21 protein-coding genes are annotated in these 24,750 nt (G+C 62.5%); 8 read left to right on the top strand and 13 right to left on the bottom strand.

Translation table 11 applies throughout. The features are described 5' to 3' along the window. Window positions 1-34: 34 nt before the first annotated feature. Complete coding sequence (locus OCK01_RS18770) at window positions 35-2,476, bottom strand: GcvT family protein (protein WP_263825246.1); 2,442 nt, start codon at window positions 2,474-2,476, stop codon at window positions 35-37. Beyond that, window positions 2,473-3,369 (bottom strand): phosphotransferase, encoded by an 897-nt coding sequence (locus OCK01_RS18765; RefSeq protein ID WP_263825245.1) that lies wholly within the window; start codon window positions 3,367-3,369, stop codon window positions 2,473-2,475. Before OCK01_RS18765 ends, OCK01_RS18770 begins: the two co-directional genes overlap by 4 nt. Before the next feature lie 254 nt (window positions 3,370-3,623). Here OCK01_RS18765 and OCK01_RS18760 point away from each other — a divergent pair, with 254 nt between their 5' ends. Next, window positions 3,624-4,385: a DeoR/GlpR family DNA-binding transcription regulator gene (locus OCK01_RS18760; protein ID WP_263825244.1), complete on the top strand. Its 762-nt coding sequence runs from the start codon at window positions 3,624-3,626 to the stop codon at window positions 4,383-4,385. Window positions 4,386-4,423: 38 nt separating this feature from the next. On the opposite strand, the gene OCK01_RS18755 is transcribed toward OCK01_RS18760, so the two are convergent. Beyond that, entirely contained in the window at window positions 4,424-6,211 is a 1,788-nt protein-coding gene (locus OCK01_RS18755; protein ID WP_263825243.1) for an APC family permease, read from the bottom strand. Between the two features lie 362 nt (window positions 6,212-6,573). Between OCK01_RS18755 and OCK01_RS18750 the strand changes: the two genes are divergently transcribed. From OCK01_RS18750 to OCK01_RS18740, 3 genes are all read left to right on the top strand, one after another. Then, window positions 6,574-7,914, top strand: coding sequence for an ammonium transporter (locus tag OCK01_RS18750; protein ID WP_263825242.1), 1,341 nt, complete (start codon window positions 6,574-6,576; stop codon window positions 7,912-7,914). Between the two features lie 24 nt (window positions 7,915-7,938). Continuing rightward, a complete protein-coding gene (locus OCK01_RS18745; protein WP_182829689.1) occupies window positions 7,939-8,109 on the top strand; it encodes a hypothetical protein in 171 nt (56 codons plus the stop codon). Between the two features lie 102 nt (window positions 8,110-8,211). Then, window positions 8,212-10,599 carry an aminomethyltransferase family protein gene (locus OCK01_RS18740; protein WP_263825241.1) on the top strand — a complete coding sequence of 796 codons (2,388 nt, stop codon included), beginning with the start codon at window positions 8,212-8,214 and terminating at the stop codon, window positions 10,597-10,599. Between the two features lie 24 nt (window positions 10,600-10,623). Here the strand turns inward: OCK01_RS18740 and OCK01_RS18735 are convergent, their stop codons facing one another. The 9 genes from OCK01_RS18735 to OCK01_RS18695 all read right to left on the bottom strand — a co-directional run bounded on the left by OCK01_RS18735 (window position 10,624) and on the right by OCK01_RS18695 (window position 19,870). Beyond that, entirely contained in the window at window positions 10,624-11,223 is a 600-nt protein-coding gene (locus OCK01_RS18735) for a PAS domain-containing protein (RefSeq protein ID WP_263825240.1), read from the bottom strand. Window positions 11,224-11,351: 128 nt separating this feature from the next. Continuing rightward, a complete protein-coding gene (locus tag OCK01_RS18730) occupies window positions 11,352-12,692 on the bottom strand; it encodes an NAD(P)-binding domain-containing protein (protein ID WP_263825239.1) in 1,341 nt (446 codons plus the stop codon). Between the two features lie 62 nt (window positions 12,693-12,754). After that, on the bottom strand, window positions 12,755-13,795 hold the full coding sequence (locus OCK01_RS18725) for a heme-dependent oxidative N-demethylase family protein (protein WP_263825238.1): 1,041 nt from the start codon (window positions 13,793-13,795) through the stop codon (window positions 12,755-12,757). Window positions 13,796-13,824: 29 nt separating this feature from the next. Continuing rightward, window positions 13,825-14,784, bottom strand: coding sequence for a PDR/VanB family oxidoreductase (locus tag OCK01_RS18720; RefSeq protein ID WP_263825237.1), 960 nt, complete (start codon window positions 14,782-14,784; stop codon window positions 13,825-13,827). Further along, window positions 14,781-15,386, bottom strand: coding sequence for a dimethylamine monooxygenase subunit DmmA family protein (locus OCK01_RS18715; RefSeq protein WP_263825236.1), 606 nt, complete (start codon window positions 15,384-15,386; stop codon window positions 14,781-14,783). Before OCK01_RS18715 ends, OCK01_RS18720 begins: the two co-directional genes overlap by 4 nt. 10 nt (window positions 15,387-15,396) lie before the next feature. Continuing rightward, entirely contained in the window at window positions 15,397-16,530 is a 1,134-nt protein-coding gene (locus OCK01_RS18710) for an aminomethyltransferase family protein (RefSeq protein ID WP_263825235.1), read from the bottom strand. A 203-nt stretch (window positions 16,531-16,733) separates the two neighbouring features. Further along, window positions 16,734-18,260 carry a tripartite tricarboxylate transporter permease gene (locus tag OCK01_RS18705; protein ID WP_263825234.1) on the bottom strand — a complete coding sequence of 509 codons (1,527 nt, stop codon included), beginning with the start codon at window positions 18,258-18,260 and terminating at the stop codon, window positions 16,734-16,736. A gap of 27 nt (window positions 18,261-18,287) precedes the next feature. After that, the gene (locus tag OCK01_RS18700; protein WP_263825233.1) at window positions 18,288-18,758 is read right to left on the bottom strand and encodes a tripartite tricarboxylate transporter TctB family protein; all 471 of its coding nucleotides are present in this window, start codon (window positions 18,756-18,758) and stop codon (window positions 18,288-18,290) included. A gap of 137 nt (window positions 18,759-18,895) precedes the next feature. Beyond that, on the bottom strand, window positions 18,896-19,870 hold the full coding sequence (locus OCK01_RS18695; protein WP_263825232.1) for a Bug family tripartite tricarboxylate transporter substrate binding protein: 975 nt from the start codon (window positions 19,868-19,870) through the stop codon (window positions 18,896-18,898). Between the two features lie 244 nt (window positions 19,871-20,114). Between OCK01_RS18695 and OCK01_RS18690 the strand changes: the two genes are divergently transcribed. The 3 genes from OCK01_RS18690 to OCK01_RS18680 are packed head-to-tail and all read left to right on the top strand — an operon-like array spanning window position 20,115 to window position 23,258. Then, window positions 20,115-20,792, top strand: a complete 678-nt coding sequence (locus OCK01_RS18690; RefSeq protein WP_182829696.1) for a response regulator transcription factor — start codon at window positions 20,115-20,117, stop codon at window positions 20,790-20,792. Further along, the gene (locus OCK01_RS18685) at window positions 20,779-22,170 is read left to right on the top strand and encodes a sensor histidine kinase (RefSeq protein WP_263825231.1); all 1,392 of its coding nucleotides are present in this window, start codon (window positions 20,779-20,781) and stop codon (window positions 22,168-22,170) included. Before OCK01_RS18690 ends, OCK01_RS18685 begins: the two co-directional genes overlap by 14 nt. Beyond that, window positions 22,167-23,258: an ABC transporter substrate-binding protein gene (locus OCK01_RS18680; protein WP_263825230.1), complete on the top strand. Its 1,092-nt coding sequence runs from the start codon at window positions 22,167-22,169 to the stop codon at window positions 23,256-23,258. The genes OCK01_RS18685 and OCK01_RS18680 overlap by 4 nt, the downstream gene beginning before the upstream one ends. A gap of 6 nt (window positions 23,259-23,264) precedes the next feature. Here the strand turns inward: OCK01_RS18680 and OCK01_RS18675 are convergent, their stop codons facing one another. Continuing rightward, complete coding sequence (locus tag OCK01_RS18675; protein ID WP_263825229.1) at window positions 23,265-23,744, bottom strand: class I SAM-dependent methyltransferase; 480 nt, start codon at window positions 23,742-23,744, stop codon at window positions 23,265-23,267. A gap of 125 nt (window positions 23,745-23,869) precedes the next feature. On the opposite strand from OCK01_RS18675, the gene OCK01_RS18670 reads away from it, so the two are divergent. After that, window positions 23,870-24,724: an FkbM family methyltransferase gene (locus OCK01_RS18670; protein WP_263825228.1), complete on the top strand. Its 855-nt coding sequence runs from the start codon at window positions 23,870-23,872 to the stop codon at window positions 24,722-24,724. Window positions 24,725-24,750: the final 26 nt, after the last annotated feature.

Below are 24,750 nucleotides of genomic sequence, written 5' to 3'. Positions count from 1 at the left end.
CCGGCCAGTCCGTTGAGCTGGCCGGTCGTTGCCGTCAGGCTTTGATCCTGACCATATCGGGATCGTAGAGCGGTGCGAGGTGCATGGTGGCCGGCGCCTTGTCCATGGCGACGACGAGTTCGTATGTCCCGCTGGTCAGGAAGTCATCCGTCACGCCCTCGGCATGTTTCACATAGCCGTAGCCGGTATTCTTGCCGACCGTATAGCCATATCCGCCGCTGGTGAGATAGCCGACAGCGACGCCGTCGCGCAGGATCGTCTCGCGCCCCAGAAGAACCACCGAGGGGTCGTCCACTGTGAAGCCGACCAGCCTCTTCTTGAGCGCCTGGTTCTTCACGGTTTCCAGCGCCTTGCGGCCGAGGAAATCCACCGGCTTGCCGAGCTTGACGGCCCAGCCGAGCCCGGCCTCATCAGGTGTGTCATTGGGGGTGATGTCGGAGCCCCAGGCGCGATAGCCTTTCTCGAGACGCAACGATTCCAATGCGCGATAGCCGACCGGCTTCAAACCATGCGGCGCGCCCGCGTCCATCAAGGCGTCATAGATGCGGCCGAGATCGCCGATCGGCGCATGCAGCTCCCAGCCGAGTTCGCCGACATAGGTGACGCGGAGGGCCCGGACGCGCGATCCGGCGATGTCGATCTCCCGCACATGGCCGAAGGGGAAGGCGGCGTTTGAAAGGTCCGCGGATGTCGCGGCCGCCAGCGTGTCGCGCGCCTTCGGCCCCATCAGCGACAGCGTGCCCCAGGCTTCCGTGACATCCGTGAGCGTCACGTCGAGACCCTCGGGAATATGGTCGCGGATCCAGCCGAGATCATGGGTGCGGAAGCCGGTGCCGGTGACGATGTAGAAGCGGTCCTCGGCGATCCGGGCGACCGTCAGGTCCGCCTCGATGCCGCCGCGGCTGTTGAGGAGCTGCGTATAGGTGAGGCGCCCCACCGGCTTGCGGACATCATTGGCGCAGATCCAGTCGAGCGCTGCGAGAGCGTCCGATCCCGACAGCTCGAATTTCGCGAAGGAGGACTGGTCGAACACGCCGACCGCCTCGCGCACATGGCGATGCTCCGCGCCGACCGCCTCGAACCAGTTCTGCCGGCCCATGCTGTAACGGTCTTTCGGCTCCATGCCTTCAGGCGCGAACCAGTTGGGCCGCTCCCAGCCGAGTTTCGAGCCGAACACTGCGCCCACCGCTTTTAGCCTGTTGTAAAGCGGCGAGGTCAGGCGTGGGCGGCCGCTGTCATATTCCTCATGCGGGAAGGCGACGGTGTAGTGCTTGCCATAGGCTTCCAGCGTGCGGTCGAGCACCCATTGTCGGTCGCGATGCATCTCGGAGAAGCGCCTGATGTCGACGACCCAGAGATCGAGCGGCGCTTCGCCATCGACCACCCATTGCGCGAGCACCCAGCCCGCTCCGCCGCCCGAGGCGATGCCGAAGGCATTGAAGCCGGCGCCGACGAACATGTTCTTGCATTCGGGCGCGGCGCCAAGGATGAAATTGCCGTCAGGCGTGAAGCTTTCCGGACCGTTGATCATCTGCTTGACGCCGACCGTCTCCAGCGCCGGCACGCGGGCGATGGCCTGCTCCATATGCTGTTCGAAATGGTCGAAATCGTCATCGAACAGGCGGAAGCCCCATTCATCCGGCACGTCGCCGGTGGTCCAGGCCTGCGGGTTGGGCTCATAACCGCCCATCACGAGGCCGCCGACCTCTTCCTTGAAATAGGTGCGCCGGTCGGGATCGCGGATGGTGGGGGCGTCGGTCGACAGGCCCTCGATCTTTTCCGTGACGATATACTGATGCTTGACCGGCTGCAGCGGCACATTGATGCCGGCCATCGCGCCCACCTGCCGCGCCCATTGGCCGGCGCAATTGACGACCTTGTCGCAGGCGATGTCGCCGAGCGTGGTCTTCACCTTGAGGATGCGGCCATTGTCGATCTCGAAGCCGGTGACGCGGACATTCTCGACGATCTTGGCGCCATGCATGCGCGCGCCCTTGGCGAGCGACTGGGTGATGTCGGAGGGGCTGGCCTGCCCGTCGGTCGGCAGCCAGCTTGCGCCGATCAAGTCATCGACATTCATGAGCGGCCACATGCGATTGACCTCTTCCGGCGAGATCAGATGCATGTCCATGCCGAAGCTGCCGGCGGTGGTGGCGAGACGCTTGAACTCCGTCCAGCGGTCCTGATTGGTGGCGAGGCGGAGGCAGCCGGTCATTTTCCAGCCGGTGGCCAGGCCCGTTTCCGCTTCCAAACCCTTATAGAGCTCGACGGAATATTTGAGCACGCGGGTGATCGAGGCCGACGAGCGCAACTGCCCGACGAGACCGGCGGCATGCCAGGTGGAGCCTGATGTCAGTTGGCCCTGTTCAAGCAGCAGGACATCGGCTTTGTGGTCGCGGGCGAGGTGATAGGCGGTCGAGCAGCCGATGATGCCGCCGCCGATGACGACGATCTGGGCTTGGGAAGGCAGGGTCATGATCTCAGTCCATATTGGGCGCGGTAGACATCGAGCGCGGCATTTAGCTTGTCGAGATTCTCCGCGGTATAGGCGATATAATCGGCGCCGGGGGCGGAGAGGTGAAGTTCGGACGCCATGCTCCACATGGCTTCACGCAGAAGCGAGGCGCATTGCATGGCGGCGAAGGCGCGAAGGACCGAAGGGTCCGGCCTGGCCTCGAAATAGGCCTCCAGAAAGTTCTGCGCCTCGTCCGGGCTGAACCCGGCATTCGAGGCTGCGCCGGCGAGATCGAACATCGCGGTCGAAAAGCCCGCATATTCGAAATCGATCAGCCAGAGCCGTTCGCCATCATCCAGCAGGTTTGACGGCAGAAGATCGTTATGGCCGAAGATGATCGGCAGCGGTGTCTGCGCCGCCTCCAACTCCTCGGCGAGCGCGAGGTAATCCGGCAATCTCTCCGCCATCCGGCTTTCGCCCTCGCGCAACACGCGGGCGTAATCGCGGATAACGTGAAAGACCCAGAACATATAGCCGGGGCCAGAGACATGGCGGGGCATGGCGCGATGGAAATCGGCCAGCAGTCTGGCGATCCGCAGCCGTTCCGCTTTGACATCCGCCGCCGCCAGCGTTTTGGCGCCGAGATAGGCGGAGACCATCACGCCCGGTTCGGCATATTCGACTGCGGGCGCGAAGCCAGCCGCATGCGCGGCGCGGGCCGTCATCAATTCCCGGTCGCGAAAGACCTGATGAAAAGGATAATCCTTGCCGAAGCGCACGACATGCCGGCCGCTGGCGTCCTGGACGATGAAGCTCTCATTGCTGAGGCCGCCCTTCAGCCTGTCGATGCCGATGGAGCCGTTCCAGCAGGGCAGGGCGCGGATGCGATCCTCGATCTCCGGGGCGATCGTCATGGGCGCCTCACAGTCTGAAGGGGAAGGAAAGTCGAGATATGGAGCTGGTCCATCGCGTTCTCCCGGTGTGAAGACCAGGCCGCGCGTTCCCTGTTTTTGTCACGGCCTCGTCATGGAGCGCATGACACGCCATCCGGCCCGAGCTGTCAATCCAGATTCTGTGGTAATATGTGGTTTTATGACCGATTGCGTGGTGGCACGTTGTCATGTGGCGCAGAATTCGAGTATGATTGCGGCAGTGAAATGAGGCGTTCATGGTTCAGAGCAAGCGTCAGACGGAGATATTGCGGCTGCTCGAAAGCGAGGGCGCGATCGGCATCGCGGAGCTCGCGGCGCGGCTCGGCGTATCGCTTGAGACCGTCAGGCGCGATCTAAAGCCGCTTGCCGGCCTGGGCGCTGTCATCAAGACGCATGGCGAGGTCGGGCTCCCTTCCTCGATGGGCGAAGCGCCGTTCGAGAAACGCATGCGGGAAAACAGCGCGGCCAAGAAGATCATCGCCGCGCATGTCGCCGCGACGATCCGCGACGGCGATTCCGTCATGCTGGACACCGGCACGACCACGAGTTTCCTCGCCCGCGCCCTGATCGGCCATCGGCGCCTGACGGTGGTGACCAATTCTTCCGACATCGCCCGCACGCTCGCCACCGTCAACGGCAACCGGGTCTATATGGCGGGCGGGGAATTGCGCAGCGACAACGGCGCGGCCTTCGGCTCGACGGCGATCGATTTCGTCAGCCGGTTCAGCGTGACCCACACCATCGTCTCGGCGGGCGGCGTCGACAAGGATGGCGTAATGGATTTCGATCTCGACGAGGCTGATTTTGCGCGCATGGCCTTGAGCCGGGGCCAACGCCGGCTGGTCGTTTGCGATCACACGAAATTCGGTCGCCAGGGGCTGGTGCGGGTCTGCGGCTTTAGTGGCGTCACCGAGCTTGCCACCGATCTTGCTCCGCCCGACGACATCAGCGCCGCGCTCGAAGCTTCGGGCGCGACGCTGACGGTGGCTCAAAAGTAACGATCGGGCCGCGGGAAAGGCGGCCGGACCATCGGTCGTTAGGCTGGCAGCTGGAACACCACATTGGCGATCAGCACGATCGCCAGGCCGCCGGCGAGCGCGAGATAGGGCAGCATGCCCGCTTTCTTCACACCGAGATCCTGACCGACCAGGCCGAGATCCTCCATGGCTTCCGGCGGGAACTTGCCCTTGTCCTGCACGAAATGCCTGAAAGCGAAGACCGGCAGGATCAGGGCTGCAAAGATGAAGCCGACCCAGAGCGCGTTCGAATAGCCCCAGACCTTGGCGCCTGCGCCGAGGAACAAGGCGTTGACGAAAGCCAGCACGGTGTTGACGCCGATCAACCAGGTCGGCGCTTTCCACGGGCGCGCGATATGGCCCGAATCCATCCGGTGGATCCAGCCGGAATTGAGGTTCAGGAAGTTGAAGATGATGTAGCCGACATTCGACACGGCGAGCACGAAGAAATAGCCGGCGGCGTCCGATGCGATCGCCAAGAGCAGCAGGTTGAAGCCGAAGTCGGTCCACATCGCGCCGGTGGGCGCGCCGTTCTTGTTGACATGGCTGAGATAGCGCGGCAGCCAGCCGTCTCTGGAGCCCTGATAGAGCGTGCGCGAGGAGCCCGCCATCGCCGTCATGATGGCGAGAAACAGCGCCATGATCATCAGGATCACGAGGATCTGCGTGACGATACGACCGCCATGAATGAGGCCGGCCAGCGCTTCGGCGACGCCCGTGCCGTCGACGATCCCCGGCGCGAGCATGCCGCTATGGCCGAGCACGCCCTGGAAGGCGAAGGGAACGAGGAAGAAGAATAGGCAGCAGACGAGGCCGGAATAGAAGATGGCCTTGAACGTGTCCGTCTTCGGATTCTTCAGTTCGCGCGTGTAGCAGACTGCGGTTTCAAAGCCGTAGGTCGACCAGGCCGCGATATAGAGACCGCCGAGAAATAGCGTCCAGCCGCCATTGCTCCAGGTTCCATCGACGCCGGAATAGCCGGCGGTTGGCGGCACGAGGCCGGTGACGTTGGCGGCGACGATCTGGCCCGAAAAGATCGGCCAGAGGCCGATGAGCAAAAGTGGGATCAGCACGATGATCGCCAGCCATTTCTGCACACTGGCCGTTTCCGCGATGCCGCGATGCTGGATCGCGAAAATGATCAGCATCAGCGCGACGCCGATCACGAAGGTGGCGTTGAGATTGGCCTTGGCGAGGAAGGGAATGTCAAACGAGATCAGCGACCAGCTGCGGATGGCGGGCGTCAGCGCCGCGACCGCGTCATTGGACAGAAGCGCGTTGATCGCCTGATCGGGCGTCGATCCCGCATTGGCTGCGAGCCATTCCGCCACGCGCGGGCTGTCTGCAGCGAGCGTCGAGGCATGCGCGGCGACCCAATCGAGCACGGCCTGCGATTCCGCTACCGGGATTGGGAACAGTGCATTGAGGATGTAACCGGCCGCAATCGCGCAGCCGAGCGACAGAACCGGCGACCAGGCGAACCAGTTGCACCACACCGAAAGCGGCGCGATGAACTTGGAGTAACGCAGCCAGGCGGTGGCGCCGTAAACCGAAGCGCCCCCGGACTTGTTGCCGAACATGCCGGCGATCTCGGCATAGGTGAAGGATTGCAGGAAGCCCATGATCATCGAGATGATCCAGACGAGGAAGGCGAGCTTGCCCGTGGTGCCGGCGATGCCGCCGATCGAGAAGAGAACGAGTGGCGGCACGCCTGCGGCAACCCAGAACGCGCCTTTCCAATCAAGCGTTCGTTGAAGACTACCCTGCGACGAGGGCTGCGCCGTGATGGCGTCAGTGATGTTGGTCATTGTTTTAGTTCCCCAAGATGTTGCGACGCAGCGCGTCCGTCGTTTCGCCGGCTCGTTTCTGTGGTCAGCCCTTGGCCGCCCGCGTCCTTCTTCGTGTGGCGCGTTGTCGGCAAAACTATCCTGAGAGTGGAATAAATTTAATAAAGGTCAATAGGGCATCAGGCTTGGCAGTCCGAGAATGGAAAATTATTCTCTCAATGCACAGCTAAAACTGCTTCTTCATGCGCGGCTGTGGGGAGCCGCGAGACCAATTGCGCAGGAACAAAAAAAAGCCTTGCGGATTTTCATCATGTGCATATGTTTTTCCCTACAAGAAACAGGGTGGGAACGCCGCGAGGAGCCAAAAAGAGGGGAACTCGCGCATGAACGAAACAACAATTGACGTTGCGGCCAAGATTGCCGCGCTGGAAAAATCGCTGGCGACGGCGCAAACGCTGAACTCGGAAATATTTTATTGGTGGTGCACCGCGCTGATGGTCGCCATCCATGCCGGGTTCTTGGCTTATGAAATGGGCGCTTCCCGCACCAAGAATGCGCTGGCGTCCGGCATCAAAAATCTGATCGCCTTCGCGTTCCTGGTGCCGGCCTTCTATTATGTCGGATGGTGGATCTATCTGTCCTTCCCGACCGGCCTGACCATTTCGGAAGCCGGCGCAGCCGGCCTGCCCTGGTCGGCCAATATGGGTCCGAACGTGACCGATCATGCCTCGGGCGTTTTCTACGCCGCTTTCACCCTGTTTGCCGCCACCACGGCGTCGATCATGTCGGGCTCGGTGATCGAGCGCATCCGCATTTCAGGCTTCACCATTCTGGCGCTGGTGTTGGGCGCGGTGGTTTGGAATCTCGGCGCGGCCTGGGGCTGGCACCCGCAGGGATGGCTGACCTCCACTTTCGGCCTGCATGATACGGCTGCGGCTGGTTGCGTGCATACCGTCGCTGGTTTCTTCACGCTCGGCGTCCTGCTCAATCTCGGGCCGCGGATCGGCCGCTACAACGCCGACGGCTCGATGAACGAGATCGCCGGCCACAATATGCCGATGTCGCTGATCGGCCTGATGCTGATCGTCATGGGCTTCTTCGGCTTTCTCGGCGGCTGCATCATCTACACGGCCGACGGATGGACGACGATCTACAACACGCCGACCAATCTGTCCGCCTTCGCCTTCAACACGCTCATGGGTGTGGCCGGCGGCATGATCGGGGCCTATATCATGACCCGCGATCCGTTCTGGATGATGTCCGGGGCGCTGATCGGCGTGATCGCCTCGGGTTCGGGGCTGGACCTCTACTATCCCGGACTTGCCTTCCTGAACAGCTTTGCGGCCGGTCTCGTGATCCCCAAAGTGAACGATCTGATCGTTCGCAGGTTCAAGATCGATGATGCTGTCGGCGCAGTTGCGGTGCATGGCGTCACAGGTCTGTGGGGCGTCATCGCCATGGGCGTTTTCGCTTCGGGCTATCCCAACCTCGCCGGACCGGCGACGTCGATCTACGGCCAGACCATCAGCGCGGTCATCTTCGCCGTGCTTGGCTTCGTCCCGGGTTACGCACTGTCTTATGTCCTCAAGGTCTTCGGTCTTCTGCGCGCCGGCAAGGATGCGGAACTCGCGGGCTTGGACAAGGTGGAAGTACCGGCCATGGCCTATCCGGAAGCGCGTATTCCTGCTTTCGAACAACATCTTCACGCTTCGCCCGCGGAGTGACGCGGCTCATGAAAGGAGACCAGCATGTATTCCGCGCCTATCACTGAATGGAAGGATGTCAGCGCCTATTTCACCTTCGCCGACAAACCGGCCGTTCTCGTGTTGCTGACCATCGTCGGCGTCGCAGTTTGCGCTTATTCGATCGTAAGCATGGTGAAGCACGAAAACGCATCCTACAAAAAGAACGGCCATTGAACGAATCGCCGCCTCTCGGCTTTGGTCGGGAGGCGGCGCCGCCGAAAGCAAGCCGGCGCAAGAAGTCTGGATCGCTCGAAGATCCGGATATTGGGAGGCAGCATGTCAGGTATCGACACGATCGCGGACAGGAGAGGACGCGTGATCAGACCGCCCCGGGCGAGCATAGCGCTCAGGCCGGGGAGCGGCCCAAAAACTGCGGCTATGGAGCGCTATCGCATCAGAGGCGGCGGATCTCTGCTGCTGCCGGTCGCGCCGGGGGACACGTTGGTGTTCATCGACAAGGAAGGACTGCAGCCCTGCGAGGCGACCTTCATCTCCGAGGCCGGAAAATGCGAGGGCGCAGGCCTCGGCGTACGGTTCGCCAACGACGCGTCGGGGGGGCTTCGATCCATATTGGCGCGGGAGGAGACCGGCGCTCGCCGCCAGCGCGCCGCCCTCTTGAAAACCGGTTTAGAGATTTCCCAGCTGGCGGCGATACGATTTTTCGGCGGCGGGTCGAGAGCAGGGAGCCGCGCAGAGTTCGTCGTCGCGGCTCCCGGACTTCTGTTGGCCGGCGCGCCCGGAGAAAGAATGGAGCCCGACGGGCAGGCTGTCGCCACCGAGATCGAACTGCAGATCACCCGCATCGCCGGCGCGCCTCGCGATTATCATGCCTACCTGCCCGAGCCGCTCGCCGATCCGCTTCAGGACATCCGCATCGATGCGGCGACAGCCAAAGCCTATTTCGTCCGCGCCGGCGAATTCATCCAGGTGATCGACGTCTTCGGTCGGCAATGCACTGATTTTCAAGCCTTTTCAGCCCGCAAGCTGGACAAGGGACTGGATCTCGCGCTCGACGCGACGGTGACGCGGACATTGCTCGGTCGCAGTTATCCCATCCCGGGTCTTCCGTCCAAGGCCTTCGATCGCGATTTCGAGCCGCTGGTCGAGGTGGTGCAGGACACGGTCGGTCGCCATGACGCCTTCGCGACGGCCTGTAATTCCCGTTACTATGACGACATGGGCTATCCCGGCCATGTCAACTGCACCGACAATTTCAACGAGGCGCTCGCGCCTTACGGGATCGCGCCGCGCAAGGGTTGGGAGGCGCTCAATTATTTCTACAACACCCGCGTCGATGATCATAACCAGCTCTATCTCGACGAGCCGTGGTCGCGGCCCGGCGATTATGTGCTGATGCGGGCGCTGACCGATATCGTCTGCGTGTCCTCGTCCTGTCCCGACGATATCGACCCCGCCAATGGCTGGACGCCGACCGATATTCATATCCGCACCTTCTCCGCCCAGGAAAAATTCTCTCGAGCCGTGGCTTATCGCATGACCCCTGACGCGCCTGCCGAATTGACTCGCGAAACCGCCTTTCACGAGCGGCTGTCCGACAAAACCAGAGATTTCATCGAATATCGCGGGTACTGGCTGCCCAACCGCTTTACGGCGACCGGGCCAATCGAGGAATATTGGGCCTGCCGCGAGGCCGCGGCGTTGATCGATCTGTCGCCGCTCCGCAAATTCGAAGTGACCGGACCGGACGCCGAAGCCCTGCTGCAATATTGTCTGACGCGCGACGTGCGCAAGCTGACCACCGGCCAGGTGGTCTACTCGGCGATGTGCTACGAGCATGGCGGCATGATCGACGACGGCACGCTGTTCCGGCTCGGCGACCACAATTTCCGCTGGATCGGAGGCGACGATTACAGCGGCGTATGGTTGCGGGAAGTGGCGGAGAAGAAGGGCTTTCAAGCCTGGGTGCGCTCCTCCACCGACCAGTTGCACAATATCGCGGTGCAGGGGCCGAAATCGCGCGACATTCTGAAAGACATTTTCTGGACCGCTCCGCGCCAGCCTGAGATTGCCGATCTCGAATGGTTCAGGTTCTCGGTCGCACGCATAGGGCATTTCGAGGGGCCGCCCGTGGTCGTTTCACGGACGGGCTATACGGGTGAGCTGGGCTATGAGATCTTCTGTCATCCCAAGGACGCTGCGGCCGTGTTCGACGCGGTGTGGACGGCCGGCGAGCCGCACGGATTGAGGCCCATGGGCCTGCAGGCTCTCGATATGGTGCGTATCGAGGCGGGTCTGATCTTCGCGCATTACGATTTCGGCGATCAAACCGATCCGTTCGAAGCCGGCATCGGGTTTACCGTGCCGCTGAAATCCAAGCAGGACGACTTCATCGGCCGCGACGCGCTCATCCGCCGCAAGGACAATCCGAGGGTGCGCATGGTGGGGCTGGACGTGGCCTCGAACGAGGCGGTGAGCCACGGCGATCCGCTGTTCATCGGCCGCGCCCAGGTGGGCGTCGTGACCAGCGCGACGGCCTCGCCGATCCTCGGAAAGACAATTGCGATGGCGCGGGTGGATGTCACTCATGCCCTGGTCGGAGCCGAGCTGGAAATCGGCAAGCTGGATGGACTGCAGAAGCGCATTCCCGCCGTCATTGTTCCGCTGTCGCATTACGATCCGGAGAAGACGCGTCCGCGGGCATGAGCCTCGCCCAACGCCCTTGCGGGCTCAACTGGCCCGTTTCTGCGCGGCGGTGATGGCGCGGGCGGCCTCTTCCGAAGCGTTTGCCAACTGCCGCATTTCCGCGGCGAGCACGGCGAAGCCGGATCCCGCCGAGCCGGCGCGCGCGGCTTCGATGCCGGCGTTGACCGCCAGCATCTTGAGGTAACGCAGCGAATGCAGGATCTCTCCGGTCTTGGAGGCGGTGATGCGCATTTCCGAGGTCTGGGCGTCGATGCGCTGATAGAGCGACTCGATGTTGATGATGCTGCCTTCGAGATAGAGAAGCTCCCCGGTCTCGGACCAGACGCCGCCGCCGGTTTCGGTCACCCAGACCTCGTGCCCCTTGGCGTGGCGGATGCGATATTCCATCGTCCAGTTTTCCTTGCGCTCCAGCGCGCCGCCGACAGACGCGTCCATCCGCTCCAGATCATCCTTCGAGATGAGGTCTGAAAAGGCGTAGACGCGGTTGCCGATGATCTCATCCTGGCGATATCCGAACACCCGATGAATGCCGTCGGTCAGTTCGAGCATTGTATACTCAGCGTCGGCGCGGCAACGGTAGAGGAAGCCATCCATGCGGCTGAGAACGCTGGTCAAGAAATCCACGGCCGTCTCCTCGGCGAGAGTATTGAATGAAGGTGATATTTAATTCCTGAAATGGTTATTTTTACGTAAGCATGCAACTTCTGGGCGCGCTGCGCACTCGTGATATCGAGCGCACAGCGCGCGAAGCGTCAATTCTGGAGATAGACCTCCATCGTGTCGTCGAGCGCGTCCTTCCATGGCGTGTGATGTTTTGGCGCCATAGTGCCGGTCAGCAGCGACTTGTAGGAATTGTCGCGGAAGGCCATGATGCCGTCTACCTTGTGCTGCTTCCATTCGAAGAAGGCCTTGCACATCCCGTCGACGTCGAATTGCGGATAATCCGTATCCGCCAGCAATTCCTTGACATAGGCGCCCTGATATTTGATCGCCGATTTCACGTCGTCATAGGCGTCTTCGCGGGCTTCACGATCGGCGACGTCGGCAAGCAACGTCTCCTTGTCCGAAGGAATCGCGATGCGGCCCATGATGATGTCGCGGACATACCATGCCTGGACGTCGAACATGTTGAAGGTGAACCACTGATCCTGCATGCCGATATAGAACATCTTCGGATTGTGCACGAAGACCACACCCTTGTAGAGATCGGCAGTCGCCAGTCGGTTCTTGGTCTTCAGCCGGAGATCGTCGGGCAGGAAGGGGAAATAGTGACGATAGCCGGTGCAGAGGATGATCGCGTCGACATCCTTGCTCGTGCCGTCCTTGAAGAAAGCCGTCTTGCCGTCCACTCGTTCGAGCGCCGGCTTCTCTTCCCAATTGTCGGGCCATTTGAAACCCATCGGCGCCGAGCGGTAGCAGGACGTGACGGTCTTAGCGCCATATTTCCAGCACTGCGAACCGATGTCTTCGGCGGAATAGGACGAGCCGACCACCAGCACGTCCTTGCCGGAAAATTCGCGCGCATCGCGGAAGTCGTGGGCATGGACGATGCGGCCGTTGAAGGTGGAAAAGCCGGGATATTCCGGCACATTCGGCGATGAGAAGTGTCCCGAGGCGCAGATGACATAGTCGAAGCGGTCGGTCGTCACGCTGTCCTTGACGAGGTCGTGGACGCTGACGCTGAAATCGCCTGTATCGGGATGATATTCCACCCAGCGCACCACGGTCGAGAATCGGATCCAGTCGCGCACGCCGGCCTTGTTCACCCGGCCCTCGATATAGTCGAACATTACCGCGCGGGGAGGATAGGAGGCGATCTGCTTGCCGAAATGTTCTTCGAACGGATAGTCGGCGAATTCGAGCCCTTCCTTGGGGCCATTGGTCCAGAGATAGCGATACATGGAGCAATGCACGGGCTCGCCGTTTTCGTCGACGCCGGTGCGCCAGGTGTAGTTCCACAGGCCGCCCCAGTTGGACTGTTTTTCAAAACAGACCACTTCGGGGATCTCGGCGCCCTTGGCGGCGGCCGATTGGAAGGCGCGCAACACCGCGAGACCGGACGGACCGGCCCCGATCACTGCAACTTTCGTCATGGGATTTCCCCCTCTTCTAGCATTGAGATATCGGATCGTCGGCCATCCCAGGGGAGGGTCGATCAGTCGGGAAAGATGCCGGGACTGGTCGGCGCGCCATCATCATGCCGCGACAGCCACTCTATCGTCGTGTCGCGAAAGCGGGTCAGCCCCTTGTAGTCGACGAGTTCCGGCGGCAGCGTCTTGAGGACGCGGTGGAAGCGGCGCGCCCATTTGGGCACCGTCACCAGTTCTTCCATGTTCATGAGATAGCAGCGGATCACGAACAGGATGGCGTTGGAGCGCGGCAGCCGCCACAGGCTCTGCAACTCCACGCGCAGATGCACCTTATCGCCGACATTCTCGGGCGTCACCGTCGTGCGGTCCTTGCCCCATTTGGGATAATTCTCCGGGCTGGTGTCGAGGCGCGGATTGATGGTCATCGTCCAGTTGAAGCGGCGAGTCGGCTGTCCCTGCTGCAGATTGAGCAGGAATTTCAGCGCCCGTTCGAAGACGCCGATCTGATGGGCGAGCGGCACCGGCCCATGCCATTCCATGAAGTTCATGCCGATGTCGAAATCGAGCGACCAATCGGCCTGAGTGGTCACCATGCCGGCGTCCATCCAGAGATTGCCGTCGCGTTGGTCGACGACGCAAATGTCGCCCTGGGTCTGGCGGGAGATATATTCCAGCGGCTCATAGGGGAGCGTGGTCGGATCGCCGAAAGTGAACGTGTCATCGATCCCGAGCGGGCGATTGATCCAGCGCCAGCGGTCGCCGTCCTTGGTGAGCGTGAAATGCTCGGGATAGCCGGCCGCCTGTTGCTCCATCAGGAGTTCCAACGTGTCCCATTGCGCCTGCATCATATGCGGCAGCGCCTGATAGCGCAGCGGATCTTCCTTGAGCACCATCGCCCGGTCGGCCATTTCGGAGACATAGTGCTCGTCGACGTCGATCAGGCTTTCGAACACGGTGCCCGCTCTGCCCTTCACATGCGGCTCCATATTGACCGAATACATGTAGCCGTCCTCATGGAACGGGAAGGGAAAACGTCGGATATTTCCCGGGCTGTTGCGATAGGTGAAGTCGTTGCGGAAAGTTTCCTGTTTGAAAACGATGGCCATGGATCGGGCCTCCTTGCGCTCGGGCGCCGTCAGAGATCGAGTTGCAGCCGCGTCCCCTCGAAGCGGGAGACGCAGAGCATGATTTTCTTCCCCGACGCCTTCTCGGCGTCGGTCAGGAATACGTCGTTGTGCAAAATCGCGCCGTCGCAGGCGGAAACGGACGTCTCGCATTGCCCGCAGGCGCCGCCGCGACAGAGATAGGGGGCGTCGACGCCAGCCGCCTCCAGCGCCTCCAGAATGCTCTCATGCGCGCCGACCGGAACCGAGACGCCGCTGCGCAGCAGATCCACCGAGAAGGGCTTGCCCGGCGGCGGCGCGAGGAAGCGTTCGGAGTGCAGATTGTGCGCCGGCCAGCCAGCCTCGAGACCGGCGGCGAGGACAGCGTCGATCATGCCGCCGGGACCGCAGACATAGAGATGCGAGCCGAGCGGCTGGCGGGCGAACAGCGCATCGAGCGAGATCGCCGATCCCTCCTCATCCACATATATCTTGACTCGGTGGCCGTAGCGTGCGGCCAGATCCTGGCAATAGGCGCCGCGGCTTCGCGATCGGACGGCGTAGTGAAGCTCAAAGGCAATGTTTTCGCGGTCGAACTGCGCCATCATCGCGAGGAAGGGCGTGATGCCGATGCCGCCGGCGACGAGGATATGCTTGCGGCCGCGCCAATCCGGCTGAAACAGGTTCACCGGCTGGCTGATGGTGAGCACCTCGCCTTCATGAACCCGGTCATGCATGAAGATGGAGCCGCCGCGCGATTGCGGCACGCGCAACACGCTGATTTCATAGGCGGAGGTGTCGGCCGGATCCGACATCAGCGAATAGGCGTTGCGCCGGATATGATCGTAATCACGCATCGCCACCACGACATGGGCGCCGCCGGAGAACACCGGCAAGGGTTTGCCGTCCACATGTTCGAGGCGAAAGCGCTTCACGCCTTCTGCAACAGGTTCGACATGGGTCACGCGAACGGAAAGATCGGTCTTGCTCATAAAAACAACGCCTCCGGCTCCGGCGTGACGCCTGGCTCTTCCGCGTCGACGCAGACGCCCTGAAAGGCGCCGAGCCGTCGCGAATAATGATCGCGCACGAGGAGAGACAGGCCGCAATGGCTGCAGGTGAAGGGCGTCATGGTCACGTCTTCGGTGACGCCCTTGCAATGGACGCATTGAACGCGGCGGGCGAGCGAGCCGCGATGTTCGGTGGGAATGGTGGAATAGTCCATGCCCTGGTCGAGCGCGACCTGCATCGCCTTTCCGATGAAACCTTCTGTGCCGGCGATGTAGAGCCTTGTTCCCATATGCGCGACGGCCAGCATGGCTCTCAGCCGGAACAGCAATGTCTCCACTGTCGGCGCAATCCAAGCGACATCGGCGCCGACCGCCGAGAGCGCGTCGGCATGTCCTTCCCCCGCGGAGCCTCGGGCGACATAGAGGATCTCGGTCGACGCCAGCATCGCCGGCGTCAGTGTGGGTCTCTGCTCGAGCAGCGCCCGTGCGCCTTCGCCTTCCAGGACGAAGATGTGCCGGCGCGCGCGAGGGTCGGCCGCAATCCCGTGATAGACTGGACGGCTCTTGATGCCTTCAACCAACATGACGCGATCCTCAGCCGATCGCCGTGCGCTTTTTCTTCTCGGGATCGTCGAAGGGCAACTGATGCGCGATCGCTTTGGCCTGCATCGTCTTTCCCTTGACTTCGAGCGGCGTGCCGTGGACCGCCTTGTCGACGTCGAGACGGGCGATCGCCATGCTCTTCTTGGTGAGCGTCGAATAGCTCGGGCAGGTGATGACGCCCACTTTCTTGCCGTCGGCCCAGACCTCGTCGCCGAGATCGGCAGGCCCGTCTGACTCGATCAGCATGCCGTAGATCTTGAAGCGCTCCTTGCCTTTGAGGCGGGCATGCTCTTCCGCGCCGCGGAAACCGATCTTGCCGGGGCTGACGGTGAAGTCGAGGCCGAGCTCCCACAGGCTGTCGCCGGGCTGCTCATTGGCAAAGGGATACATTTGCGAATTGTCGTAGGGATAGAACAGCAGGTAGCTTTCCACCCGCAGCATGTCGAGCACGCTGAAGCAGCAGGGGATGATGCCCATATCCGCGCCCTCGGCGAGGATCGTATCCCAGACCTTCGCCGCGTCCTGGCCGCGCACGAAAATCTCGTAGCCGCGTTCGCCCGTATAGCCGGTGCGGGAGATCATCACCGGCGCGCCGAACAAAGTCGTCTGCATGTGATGGAAATATTTGAGATCGCGGATGCCGGGCACATGCTTGGCGAGGAAATCGACCGCCAGCGGCCCTTGCAGCGAAAGATCGTGAAGGTCGTCGTCGAAAAGAACGGCGCAGTTGCGGCCGGCGGCCTGCTTGATCACTTCCTCATGGGCCGAGCCGGACCCATGCACCAGCATCCAGGAATTGGGGCCGGTGCGATAGACGATGCAATCATCGGTGAAATGGCCGCGATCGTTGAGCATGGCGGCATAGACGGAGCGGCCGGGATAGATCTTTCCCATATCGCGCGTGGTGATATAGTCGAGCACGGCAATGGCGTGCGGGCCGACCAGATGGACCTTCTTGAGGCCCGAGACATCCATCAGACCCGCCTTGGTGCGGATCGCCACATGTTCGGCGTAAATGTCCTTGTCATAGGTCCATGCCGTACCCATGCCGCTCCAGTCTTCGAGCTTGGAGCCGAGCGCGCGATGTCGTTCTGCGAGCGCGGAGAAGCGCCAGGAAAGAGTCATTGTAGTTCCCCATGCTTTACCGCACTTTACTGTGCGGAATAATTATTTCCTCACTATAGAGCGAATTTGGCTGCTGGCAAGCACCCATCGAGCCAAAATCTACCAAGGTCGCAGAGGGGGTGGAGAGGTCATTGCATGCTCCCCAATGAAAAGCCGGGCCGCATGGAGCGACCCGGCGAAACAATTGATGGAACGATAAGATCTTACTGCGCTGCGGCGGACGCAGCCGCCGCGGCCGCGTTTAAACGACGCTTGGCGCGGCGGGCGAGGAAGATCGGCAGCACGGCGACCAAGGCCGCGAGGCACCAGAGAACGATGGAGATGGTGCTTTCGAACAGGATCGACACGTCGCCGCCGCTGATCGCCAGGGCGTTGCGGAGGTTGACTTCCATGACCCGCCCGAGCACGAAGCCGAGAATGATCGGCGCCATGTCGAAGCCTGCTTTCCTGAGCAGCCAACCCGCCATGCCGATCGCCAGCATCAGATAGATCGAGAAGACCGAGGCGTGGGTCGAGTAGACGCCGACGATCGACAGCACCAGGATGCCGGGCACCAGCAGCCAGTTCGGCACGGTCAGCACGCGGGCGAAAATGTTGACCAGCGGCAGGTTGAGCGCAAGCAGGATGAAGTTGCCGACGAACAGCGAGGCGACGAGACCGCCGACGATCTCGGGCCGCTCGACCATCAGCATAGGGCCGGGCTGGATGTTGTAGAGCATCAGCGCGCCGAGCATGACGGCGGTGGTGCCCGAACCCGGCACGCCGAGCGTCAGCATCGGCACGAAGGCGCCGCAGGCGGTGGCGTTGTTGGCGGCTTCGGGGGCGGCGAGGCCACGCACATCGCCTTTGCCGAAGGTGCCTTCGGTGTCGGAAATGCGCTTTTCCGTGGTGTAGGAGACGGCGCTCGACACGGACGCTCCGGTGCCCGGCAGCACGCCGACGACGAAGCCGATGACCGAGCCGCGCAGTGTCGCGCCCGCGCATTTGACGATGTCGCTCATCCGCGCGGTCATCCGGCCGAGTTCGCGGATCACAGTCATGCCGCGGCCCTGATGTTCGAGGATGATCAGCGCTTCGGAGATCGAGAACAGGCCGATGACCAACACCACGAATTCGATGCCGTCGCCCAGTTCCGGCTCGTTGAAGGTGAAGCGATAGGCGCCGGAGGTGGCGTCGAGACCAACGGTCGCCAGCATCAGGCCGAGCACGCAGCCGATCAGCGTCTTGGCGGGCGCGCTGCCTACCATCGAGCCTAGGGTCGCGAAGGCGAAGACCATCAGCACGAAATATTCCGCCGGTCCGAAGCCGATCGCGAGCCCCGACAGGAGCGGCGCGAAGAATGCCAAGCCAACAGTGCCCAGGATGCCGCCGACGAAGGACGATAGGCCGGACAAAGCCAGCGCCTCTCCGGCGCGGCCCTGCTTGGCCATGGGATAGCCGTCCATCGCCGTCATCACCGCGCCGGCGTCGCCGGGCACGTTGAGCAGGATGGAGGAGATGCGTCCGCCATACTCCGCCCCGCAATAGATGGCGGCGAGTAGGATCATCGTGCTCTCAGCCGGAAGGCCCATCGTATAGGCGATAGGGAGCAGAAGCGCGATGCCGTTGATCGGGCCGATGGCGGGCAGCGCGCCGACCATGGTGCCGATGAAGCAGCCGACGAGGCCGATGATGAGGTTTTGCCAGGTCAGCGCGACAGCGAAACCTTGCCAGAGATAATCGAGATTCATGGCGAATGTCCTTTCAGGTCGGCTCGCTCAGCCGAACAACATGCCGGCGGGCAGATAGACTTCGAGGAGATAGGAGAAGATGAGCCACCAGAGCGCGGCATGCCCGACGGCGCCGATCAGCGCGAGCTTCAGCGGCGCGCCGAAAATATAGCCGGTTCCGAGCGTCAGCACGAAGATCGAGGCGGCGAAGCCGGCCGGTTCGAACAGCGCGATCGAAATGACGGTCAACACTGGAATGGCGAGCACCTTGACGAGCAGCGGACCGGTCGGGAAGCCCTCGCAGGCGCCGGGTTTCAGAAAGTATAAGATCGAAAGACCTGCAAGCACGACGGCTAGCGCCACCGGAAAGACGCGCGGCCCCAACGGATCGGAGGCGAAGGCGTATTCGATCACGCTGCCGCCGAGGCCGTAGACCAGAGCGAGAGCGATGAGAATGAGGGCTGCGATGCGGCCGGTGAGACGTGTGGCGCGCGCAGAGGGCTGATGGGAGTCCGACATCGGCTGGCTCCGGTATGGCTAGAGAAACATGTTAAGGAATCTGGGGATCGCACGGCGATCCTGGTCTCCTCCATGCCCCGGCCGCCTCAGCGACGGCCGGGGCGCGCCCCTGGCTCGGGAGGAGGAGAGGGGCTCGATTACATCCCGGCTTCCTTGGCTAGGATCTTGAAGCGGGCGACGTCGGACTTCACACGATCTTCGAAATCCTTGCCGAGCAGGGTGAATTCGAACAGGCCGCGCTCTTCGCGCTCCTTGGCGAATTCCGGCGTCTTGGAAGCGGTCTCGAACGCCTTCACCCACCAGTCGTAATCGGCCTGGGAAACGTCCTTGCCGACATAATAGCCGCGCCAGACCGGCCAATCGATGTCGAAACCCTGCTCCTTGGCGGTCGGCACATTGGCCAGTTCGCCCGGCAGGCGTTCGGACGACATTACCGCGAGGATGCGGACTTTGCCGGCGACATGGTGCTTGACCATTTCGGCAGCGTCGCCGGAGCCGACCTTGACATGGCCGCCTTCGAGCGCGGTCAGCACGGCGCCGCCGCCTTCGAGCGCGACGTAACGCATGCTCTTCGGATCCTGACCGGCGGCCTTGGCGAGCAGCGAGCCCTTCATCCAGTCCTGCGAACCGACGGCGCCGCCGCCGGCGATGGCGAAGCTGGAGGGATCCGCCTTGTAGGCTTCCACGAGTTCGCCGAGCGTCTTGTACGGCGCATCTGCGGCGACCACGAGCACGCCGTAATCGGCGCCGAGCGCGCCGAGCCAGCGAACGGCCGTTTCGTCATATTTGCCGAACTTGCCCTGGGCGATCAGCAGCGCAGAACCGGAGGACGCGGCCGTGATGAGATTGCCGTCATGGGCGCGCTTGCCGATCACATGGTTGTAGGCCACGGCGCCGACGCCGCCTTCCATATAGGTTACGGCCATGGGCTTGGAGATCTGCTTGGTGGCGAGCAGCGAATTGGCGGCAAGGCGGCAGGTCAGGTCGAAGCCGCCGCCGGGCTTTGCGCCGGCCAGGCATTCGGGCTTGGCGGGTTCTGCAAAAGCGGACGACGCGGCGCCGAGGGCGGCGAGGCTGGCTCCGACGAATGCAGCGGCGAAAAATCTCTTCATCTTGTCTCTCCCAATGGCGTGATCTCCGGGAGAAGGCGCGCAAAGACAGGCTCTGTTCGAACCGTCTTTCACAGCGATTTTGATGGTGCTCCTCCCCGGAGCGGCTCCTCCTCTCGGAGCCGATAACGATCCATTAACCCGCAAACCTGTCATCTTGCTGTCATGGCGCCGCAGCATGGAAATGCCGCGTATGGAGCGTTTCAGGCGGCTTGATCGCGCCTTCCGACCGTGACAGCATAGGCGGATGCGCATTCTCCTGGTTGAAGACACACATGACGTCGGCGAGGCCATCTGCCGCCGTTTCCAATCGACGGGCCACACCGTCGACTGGGAAACCGACGGCGCGGCGGCGGCCGACATTCTCGACTTTACCGATTACGACCTGGTGATTCTGGATGTCATGCTGCCGGGCTTGGATGGGTTTTCCATCTTGCGCCGCCTTCGCAAGGACAAGAGCAGCGTGCCGGTGCTGGTGCTGACCGCGCGCTCCGAGATCGACGATCGGGTCAGCGCGCTGGATCTCGGCGCCGACGACTATCTGGTCAAGCCCTTCGATTTCCGCGAACTCGAGGCGCGGGCGCGGGTGCTTCTCCGGCGGCGCAGCGGCGGCGAAGCCACGAACATCATCATGTGCGGCGATGTCAGTCTCGACCGGGCCAACAGGAGCGTCAAGGTCGGCAAGCGGGAAGTGCAACTCAAGCGCCGGGAGATGACCCTGCTCGAAGTGCTGGCCTCCCGGCCGGGCAAAATCTTCAGCAAGGAGGAATTGCTGGATCGCTTGTTCGGCTTCGAGGAAGCGGCGGGGCCGAACGCCATCGAGCTCTATGTCGGACGTTTGCGCAAGAAGCTGGAAGGCGCGAGCGCCCGCATCGTCACACAGCGCGGGGTCGGCTATCAGCTGGTGTCCGATGAGCCTGCTTAAGGATTCGCTGTTTTCACGCCTGATGACGCGGGTGGCCGCCGTCCTCGCTTTGGGCGCCGCCGCTCTGGTGACGGCCGCATGGTTCTACGCTCGCGCCGCCGCCGACGACGCCTATGACCGACTGCTTCTGGGCGCCGCCTTCCAGATGTCCGACAGCCTGATCATCACGGGCGGTGAGCTGAATTTCGAATTGCCGCCTTCGGCCTTCGATCTCCTCGGCCTCGCCCAGCGCGACCGTATCTTTTACAGGGTGATAGATCCGCAAGGGCAAACCCTGACCGGCTATCCCGACCTGAGCACGCGGGCAGGACTCGACCAAAGCCGCGCCGGGCCTCGGCTGGAAAATGGCCAGTATCGCGGCGCCGCGGTTCGCATCGTCACCGTGGCGAGGGCTTTGACGCAGGCGTCGGGGCCGGGCTGGACCTATGTGATGGTGGCGCAGACGACCGAAGCGAGGCAGTCGCTCGCCGCTGAACTCACCTGGCGGGCGGTGATCCTCGTCGGCGTCATGAGCGCGCTCGCGCTCGTCGGCTCCGCCTTTGCCGTGCGATTTTCGCTGAAACCGGTGGCCGATCTCGGCGAGGCCATCAAGGGCCGCGATACGCAGGACCTGACGCCGATCGGCGGGGCCGCGCCGCGCGAACTCCTGCCCTTCGTCGACGCCATCAATCATTTCATCCGCAGGCTCGACGAGCGCATCAAGCTGCTGCAGCGCTATGTCGCCGACAGCGCGCACCAGATCCGCACCCCTTTGACGGCGCTGTCGGCCCAGGTCAGCCTGATCAACGAAGATGCGCTCGGCCCGGACGATCGCCGGCATCTGGAGAGGGTGCGCAACCGAACCGCGGAACTCGCGCGCTTCACCAACCAGCTTCTCAATCATGCGATGGTCATCCATCGCTTCGATTCGGCGCAACTGGCCTCCGTGGCGCTCAACGACGCGGCGCGGCTGGCGTTTCGAGCGGCGATTCCGATCACGGTCGATCCGGATCTCGTGGTGTCGTTCGAGCCGGCCGAAGGCAATCCGGTCGTCACGGGCGACATGCTCAGTCTGCGCGAGGCGATCGTCAACGTCATCGACAATGCGCTTCGCCACGGTGCGCGTAATCGGCTCGATGTTCGCGTCGAAATGAGCGAGGAGCGCGCGCGGGTGGTCGTGGAGGATGATGGACCCGGAATCCCGGCGTCGGAATGGGAAAACGTCACCAAACGCTTCTTCTCCTCGCGCACAGAGGGGCCCGCTTCCGGTCTCGGCTTCGCCATCGCGGCCGAAGTGGCCAATGCGCTTGGCGGCGCGATCGGCTTTCAGGAGCGGTCGGCGATCGCGCCGTTCGCAGTCTTCATCGACCTGCCTCTTGCGAGGGAGACGCCGAGATGAACAGCCTGCGCATCCTTTTCACCGTCTTTGCAGTGTTCGTCATGTCGTCGTCGGTCGGCGCCATCGAGGGGCAACGCCAAGTCTTTCCGGCTTTGTCGGGTCAGGAAGGCGCTCGGTTGGTCATCCATGCGGCGACCGATCTGGAAGCCATGCGGCCGCTGATCCTCGACTTTCAGGAGACGGCGCCGGATCTCGCCGTCGATGTGACGGATTATGTCACAAACGATCTGTTTCGCGAGGCGCAGAAGGCCTGCGCAGACGGGGGGAGAAGCGGCGATATCCTGCTGTCGTCGTCGGTCGATCAGTTGGTGAGGCTCGCCAATGACGGCTGCGCCCAGGCGCATCGGCCGCTTCCGACATCGCGCATCAAGGATTGGGCCAATTGGCGCGACGAGGTGTTCGGCTTTACTTTCGAGCCGGTGGTCTTCGTCTACGACCGCTCCAAGGTGCCGTCGGAAGATGTGCCCGACAGCCATGAGGCGCTGGTCGACCTGCTGCGACGCAATCCCTTGCGCTATCATGGCCGTATCGGCACCTATGACATCGAGGCTTCGGGCGTCGGCTATCTCCTGGCCTTCAATGATTCGCGCCAGGCGCCCACCACCTATGGCCGGCTGATCGAGAGCGTCAGCCGAGCCGCTCCGGTGATCCGCTGCTGCAACAACGAGGTTCTGGGCGAACTGTCGAGCGGCGCGGTTCGCATCGCCTATAATGTTCTCGGCTCCTACGCCTATGCCGCGGCGCGCCTCGATCCGGATCTCGGCATCGTCGTGCCGCGCGATTACACGCTGATCCTCTCGCGCGGCGCGATGATTCCGAAAACAGCCGCCAACCCGGCGCTCGGACAGCGCTTCCTCGATTATCTGCTTTCGGAGAGAGGACGGGCGGTGGCGCGGGAGAAATCCTTCTTCTTCGCCGAGGGTAAGCCTATGCCTCCCGGCGTGGACGGGCCCGACGACCTCATGGCATCGGGCGTGGGCCGACCGATCCGGATCGGGCCTTCGCTGCTCGCCGCCCAGGACGATATACAACGCCGGCATTTCATCGGCGACTGGAAGCGGCTGATCCGCAACGATGTCAAACGCTGAGACGGCCTAACGGCGTCGGTAGAGGAAATAGCGACCGTCCGACACGCCCGCGGGCTGCGGAAACGATGCAAAGGCGTCGTGATCAAGCGGCAGGCCGCTGATTGCGATCCCGCCTTTGGTCAGGGCGCGCGCCATGATTTCGGGCAGCCAGGTCAGGGTGACGGCGTCGCGGTCTGGATTACCCGTTCCGATATCGGCATGCACCACTGCGGCGGCGCCGGTGAGGTAAGGCGCGATTGTCTCCTGGATCTCGCCGACCACCATGTCCCGGTCGTCGGGCCGGGAAATCTGGTCGCGCCGCTCGTCGCGATCAAAGGCGATGATTCGCTTCTCCGGAAACAGTTCGCGCAGGTGATCATAGGTGCGTCCATTGCCGAGGCCGAGCTCGAGAACATCGCCTTCCAGACGGCGCGCGTCCTCGGCGATCGCATTCAAGATGTCGCGTTGGGCCAGCAGACGGCGGATGAAACTATCCAGGCGGCTCATGATGTCTTTTCCCCGATCACTGTTTTGTGATGCTCTAGCGCCCGGCGGCGGCATTGTCGACGCCCCGGGTGGAAGCGAGCCGCGTTTCAGGGTAGGAGCGAGCGGATAAGCAGAGGGATGCGGGTTTGAGCGGCTGGAAAAAACGTTGGAGCAAGACGAGGGATCGATGGGCGACGCGCTTTTTCGACACGCCCATGGGCCGGCGGCTGCTCATTCACGGTATCGGCGAGCGCGCTGTGTCGATGACCGTGGATTGCGGCGATCACGTCATGACCTTCTCCCCGGCCGACTATATCGGCCGCAAGATCTTCCGAAAAGGGCATTACGACCGAGATCACGTGACGAGGCTGATGGATATCCTGACGCAGGAAAGCATCGAAACGTCCGGCGGCGTGCTGTTGGAGCTCGGGGGCAATATCGGCACGCAGACGGTGTATTTCGCGCTTAAAAAGCATTTCTCCCGCATCGTCACGGTGGAACCGGACCCACGTAATTTCGCGCTTCTCTCCGTCAATCTCGCACAAAATGGCCTGGCGGGCGAAGTCTCGGCCCTCAACTGCGCGGCGGGTGAGGAACCGGGCAGTCTCGACTTCTTCCAGAACCCCGACAATCACGGCCGCAGCGGCATGATCCGGCGCAGCGCCAAGGATAGACAGATCACCGTGCCGGTGAAGCCGGTGAGCCGCCTGCTCGAAGACGCCGGAGTCGGTGAAGACGACGTGGCGCTGGTCTGGGCGGATATAGAAGGCTTCGAGCCCGTGGCGTTTCGCAGCATGCAGAACCTCCTTCAGCGTCGCGTCCCCATCCACACCGAATTCACGCCCGAGCTCTACGGACCCGCAGACAGTGCGCGGTTCCGCGATTGGCTCGGCCAATATTACGACGATTGCTGGGTGTTCATCGAGGATGACCGACGGCGGATGAAGGTGAGCGACATTCCGATCGGCGAGCGACAGTTCGATCTGTTGCTGTTGCCTTGAACGAAGATGTCAAACTGTCATCGCGT

The organism is Rhizobium sp. TRM95796 (assembly GCF_025779995.1).
In the GTDB taxonomy this organism is placed as follows: Bacteria; Pseudomonadota; Alphaproteobacteria; order Rhizobiales; family Rhizobiaceae; genus Rhizobium_E.
This window is presented reverse-complemented; position numbering and strand designations above follow the sequence as displayed.

What these genes read in the sequence shown, in the direction of transcription:
- OCK01_RS18755 (WP_263825243.1), bottom strand. Translation starts at nt 6,211, where the DNA reads ATGACCAACATCACTGACGCCATCACGGCGCAGCCCTCGTCGCAGGGT.
- OCK01_RS18685 (WP_263825231.1), top strand. Translation starts at nt 20,779, where the DNA reads ATGAGCCTGCTTAAGGATTCGCTGTTTTCACGCCTGATGACGCGGGTG.
- OCK01_RS18700 (WP_263825233.1), bottom strand. Translation starts at nt 18,758, where the DNA reads ATGTCGGACTCCCATCAGCCCTCTGCGCGCGCCACACGTCTCACCGGC.
- OCK01_RS18725 (WP_263825238.1), bottom strand. Translation starts at nt 13,795, where the DNA reads ATGGCCATCGTTTTCAAACAGGAAACTTTCCGCAACGACTTCACCTAT.
- OCK01_RS18765 (WP_263825245.1), bottom strand. Translation starts at nt 3,369, where the DNA reads ATGACGATCGCCCCGGAGATCGAGGATCGCATCCGCGCCCTGCCCTGC.
- OCK01_RS18750 (WP_263825242.1), top strand. Translation starts at nt 6,574, where the DNA reads ATGAACGAAACAACAATTGACGTTGCGGCCAAGATTGCCGCGCTGGAA.
- OCK01_RS18690 (WP_182829696.1), top strand. Translation starts at nt 20,115, where the DNA reads ATGCGCATTCTCCTGGTTGAAGACACACATGACGTCGGCGAGGCCATC.
- OCK01_RS18695 (WP_263825232.1), bottom strand. Translation starts at nt 19,870, where the DNA reads ATGAAGAGATTTTTCGCCGCTGCATTCGTCGGAGCCAGCCTCGCCGCC.
- OCK01_RS18745 (WP_182829689.1), top strand. Translation starts at nt 7,939, where the DNA reads ATGTATTCCGCGCCTATCACTGAATGGAAGGATGTCAGCGCCTATTTC.
- OCK01_RS18705 (WP_263825234.1), bottom strand. Translation starts at nt 18,260, where the DNA reads ATGAATCTCGATTATCTCTGGCAAGGTTTCGCTGTCGCGCTGACCTGG.
- OCK01_RS18770 (WP_263825246.1), bottom strand. Translation starts at nt 2,476, where the DNA reads ATGACCCTGCCTTCCCAAGCCCAGATCGTCGTCATCGGCGGCGGCATC.
- OCK01_RS18740 (WP_263825241.1), top strand. Translation starts at nt 8,212, where the DNA reads ATGTCAGGTATCGACACGATCGCGGACAGGAGAGGACGCGTGATCAGA.
- OCK01_RS18730 (WP_263825239.1), bottom strand. Translation starts at nt 12,692, where the DNA reads ATGACGAAAGTTGCAGTGATCGGGGCCGGTCCGTCCGGTCTCGCGGTG.
- OCK01_RS18760 (WP_263825244.1), top strand. Translation starts at nt 3,624, where the DNA reads ATGGTTCAGAGCAAGCGTCAGACGGAGATATTGCGGCTGCTCGAAAGC.
- OCK01_RS18710 (WP_263825235.1), bottom strand. Translation starts at nt 16,530, where the DNA reads ATGACTCTTTCCTGGCGCTTCTCCGCGCTCGCAGAACGACATCGCGCG.
- OCK01_RS18680 (WP_263825230.1), top strand. Translation starts at nt 22,167, where the DNA reads ATGAACAGCCTGCGCATCCTTTTCACCGTCTTTGCAGTGTTCGTCATG.
- OCK01_RS18720 (WP_263825237.1), bottom strand. Translation starts at nt 14,784, where the DNA reads ATGAGCAAGACCGATCTTTCCGTTCGCGTGACCCATGTCGAACCTGTT.
- OCK01_RS18675 (WP_263825229.1), bottom strand. Translation starts at nt 23,744, where the DNA reads ATGAGCCGCCTGGATAGTTTCATCCGCCGTCTGCTGGCCCAACGCGAC.
- OCK01_RS18715 (WP_263825236.1), bottom strand. Translation starts at nt 15,386, where the DNA reads ATGTTGGTTGAAGGCATCAAGAGCCGTCCAGTCTATCACGGGATTGCG.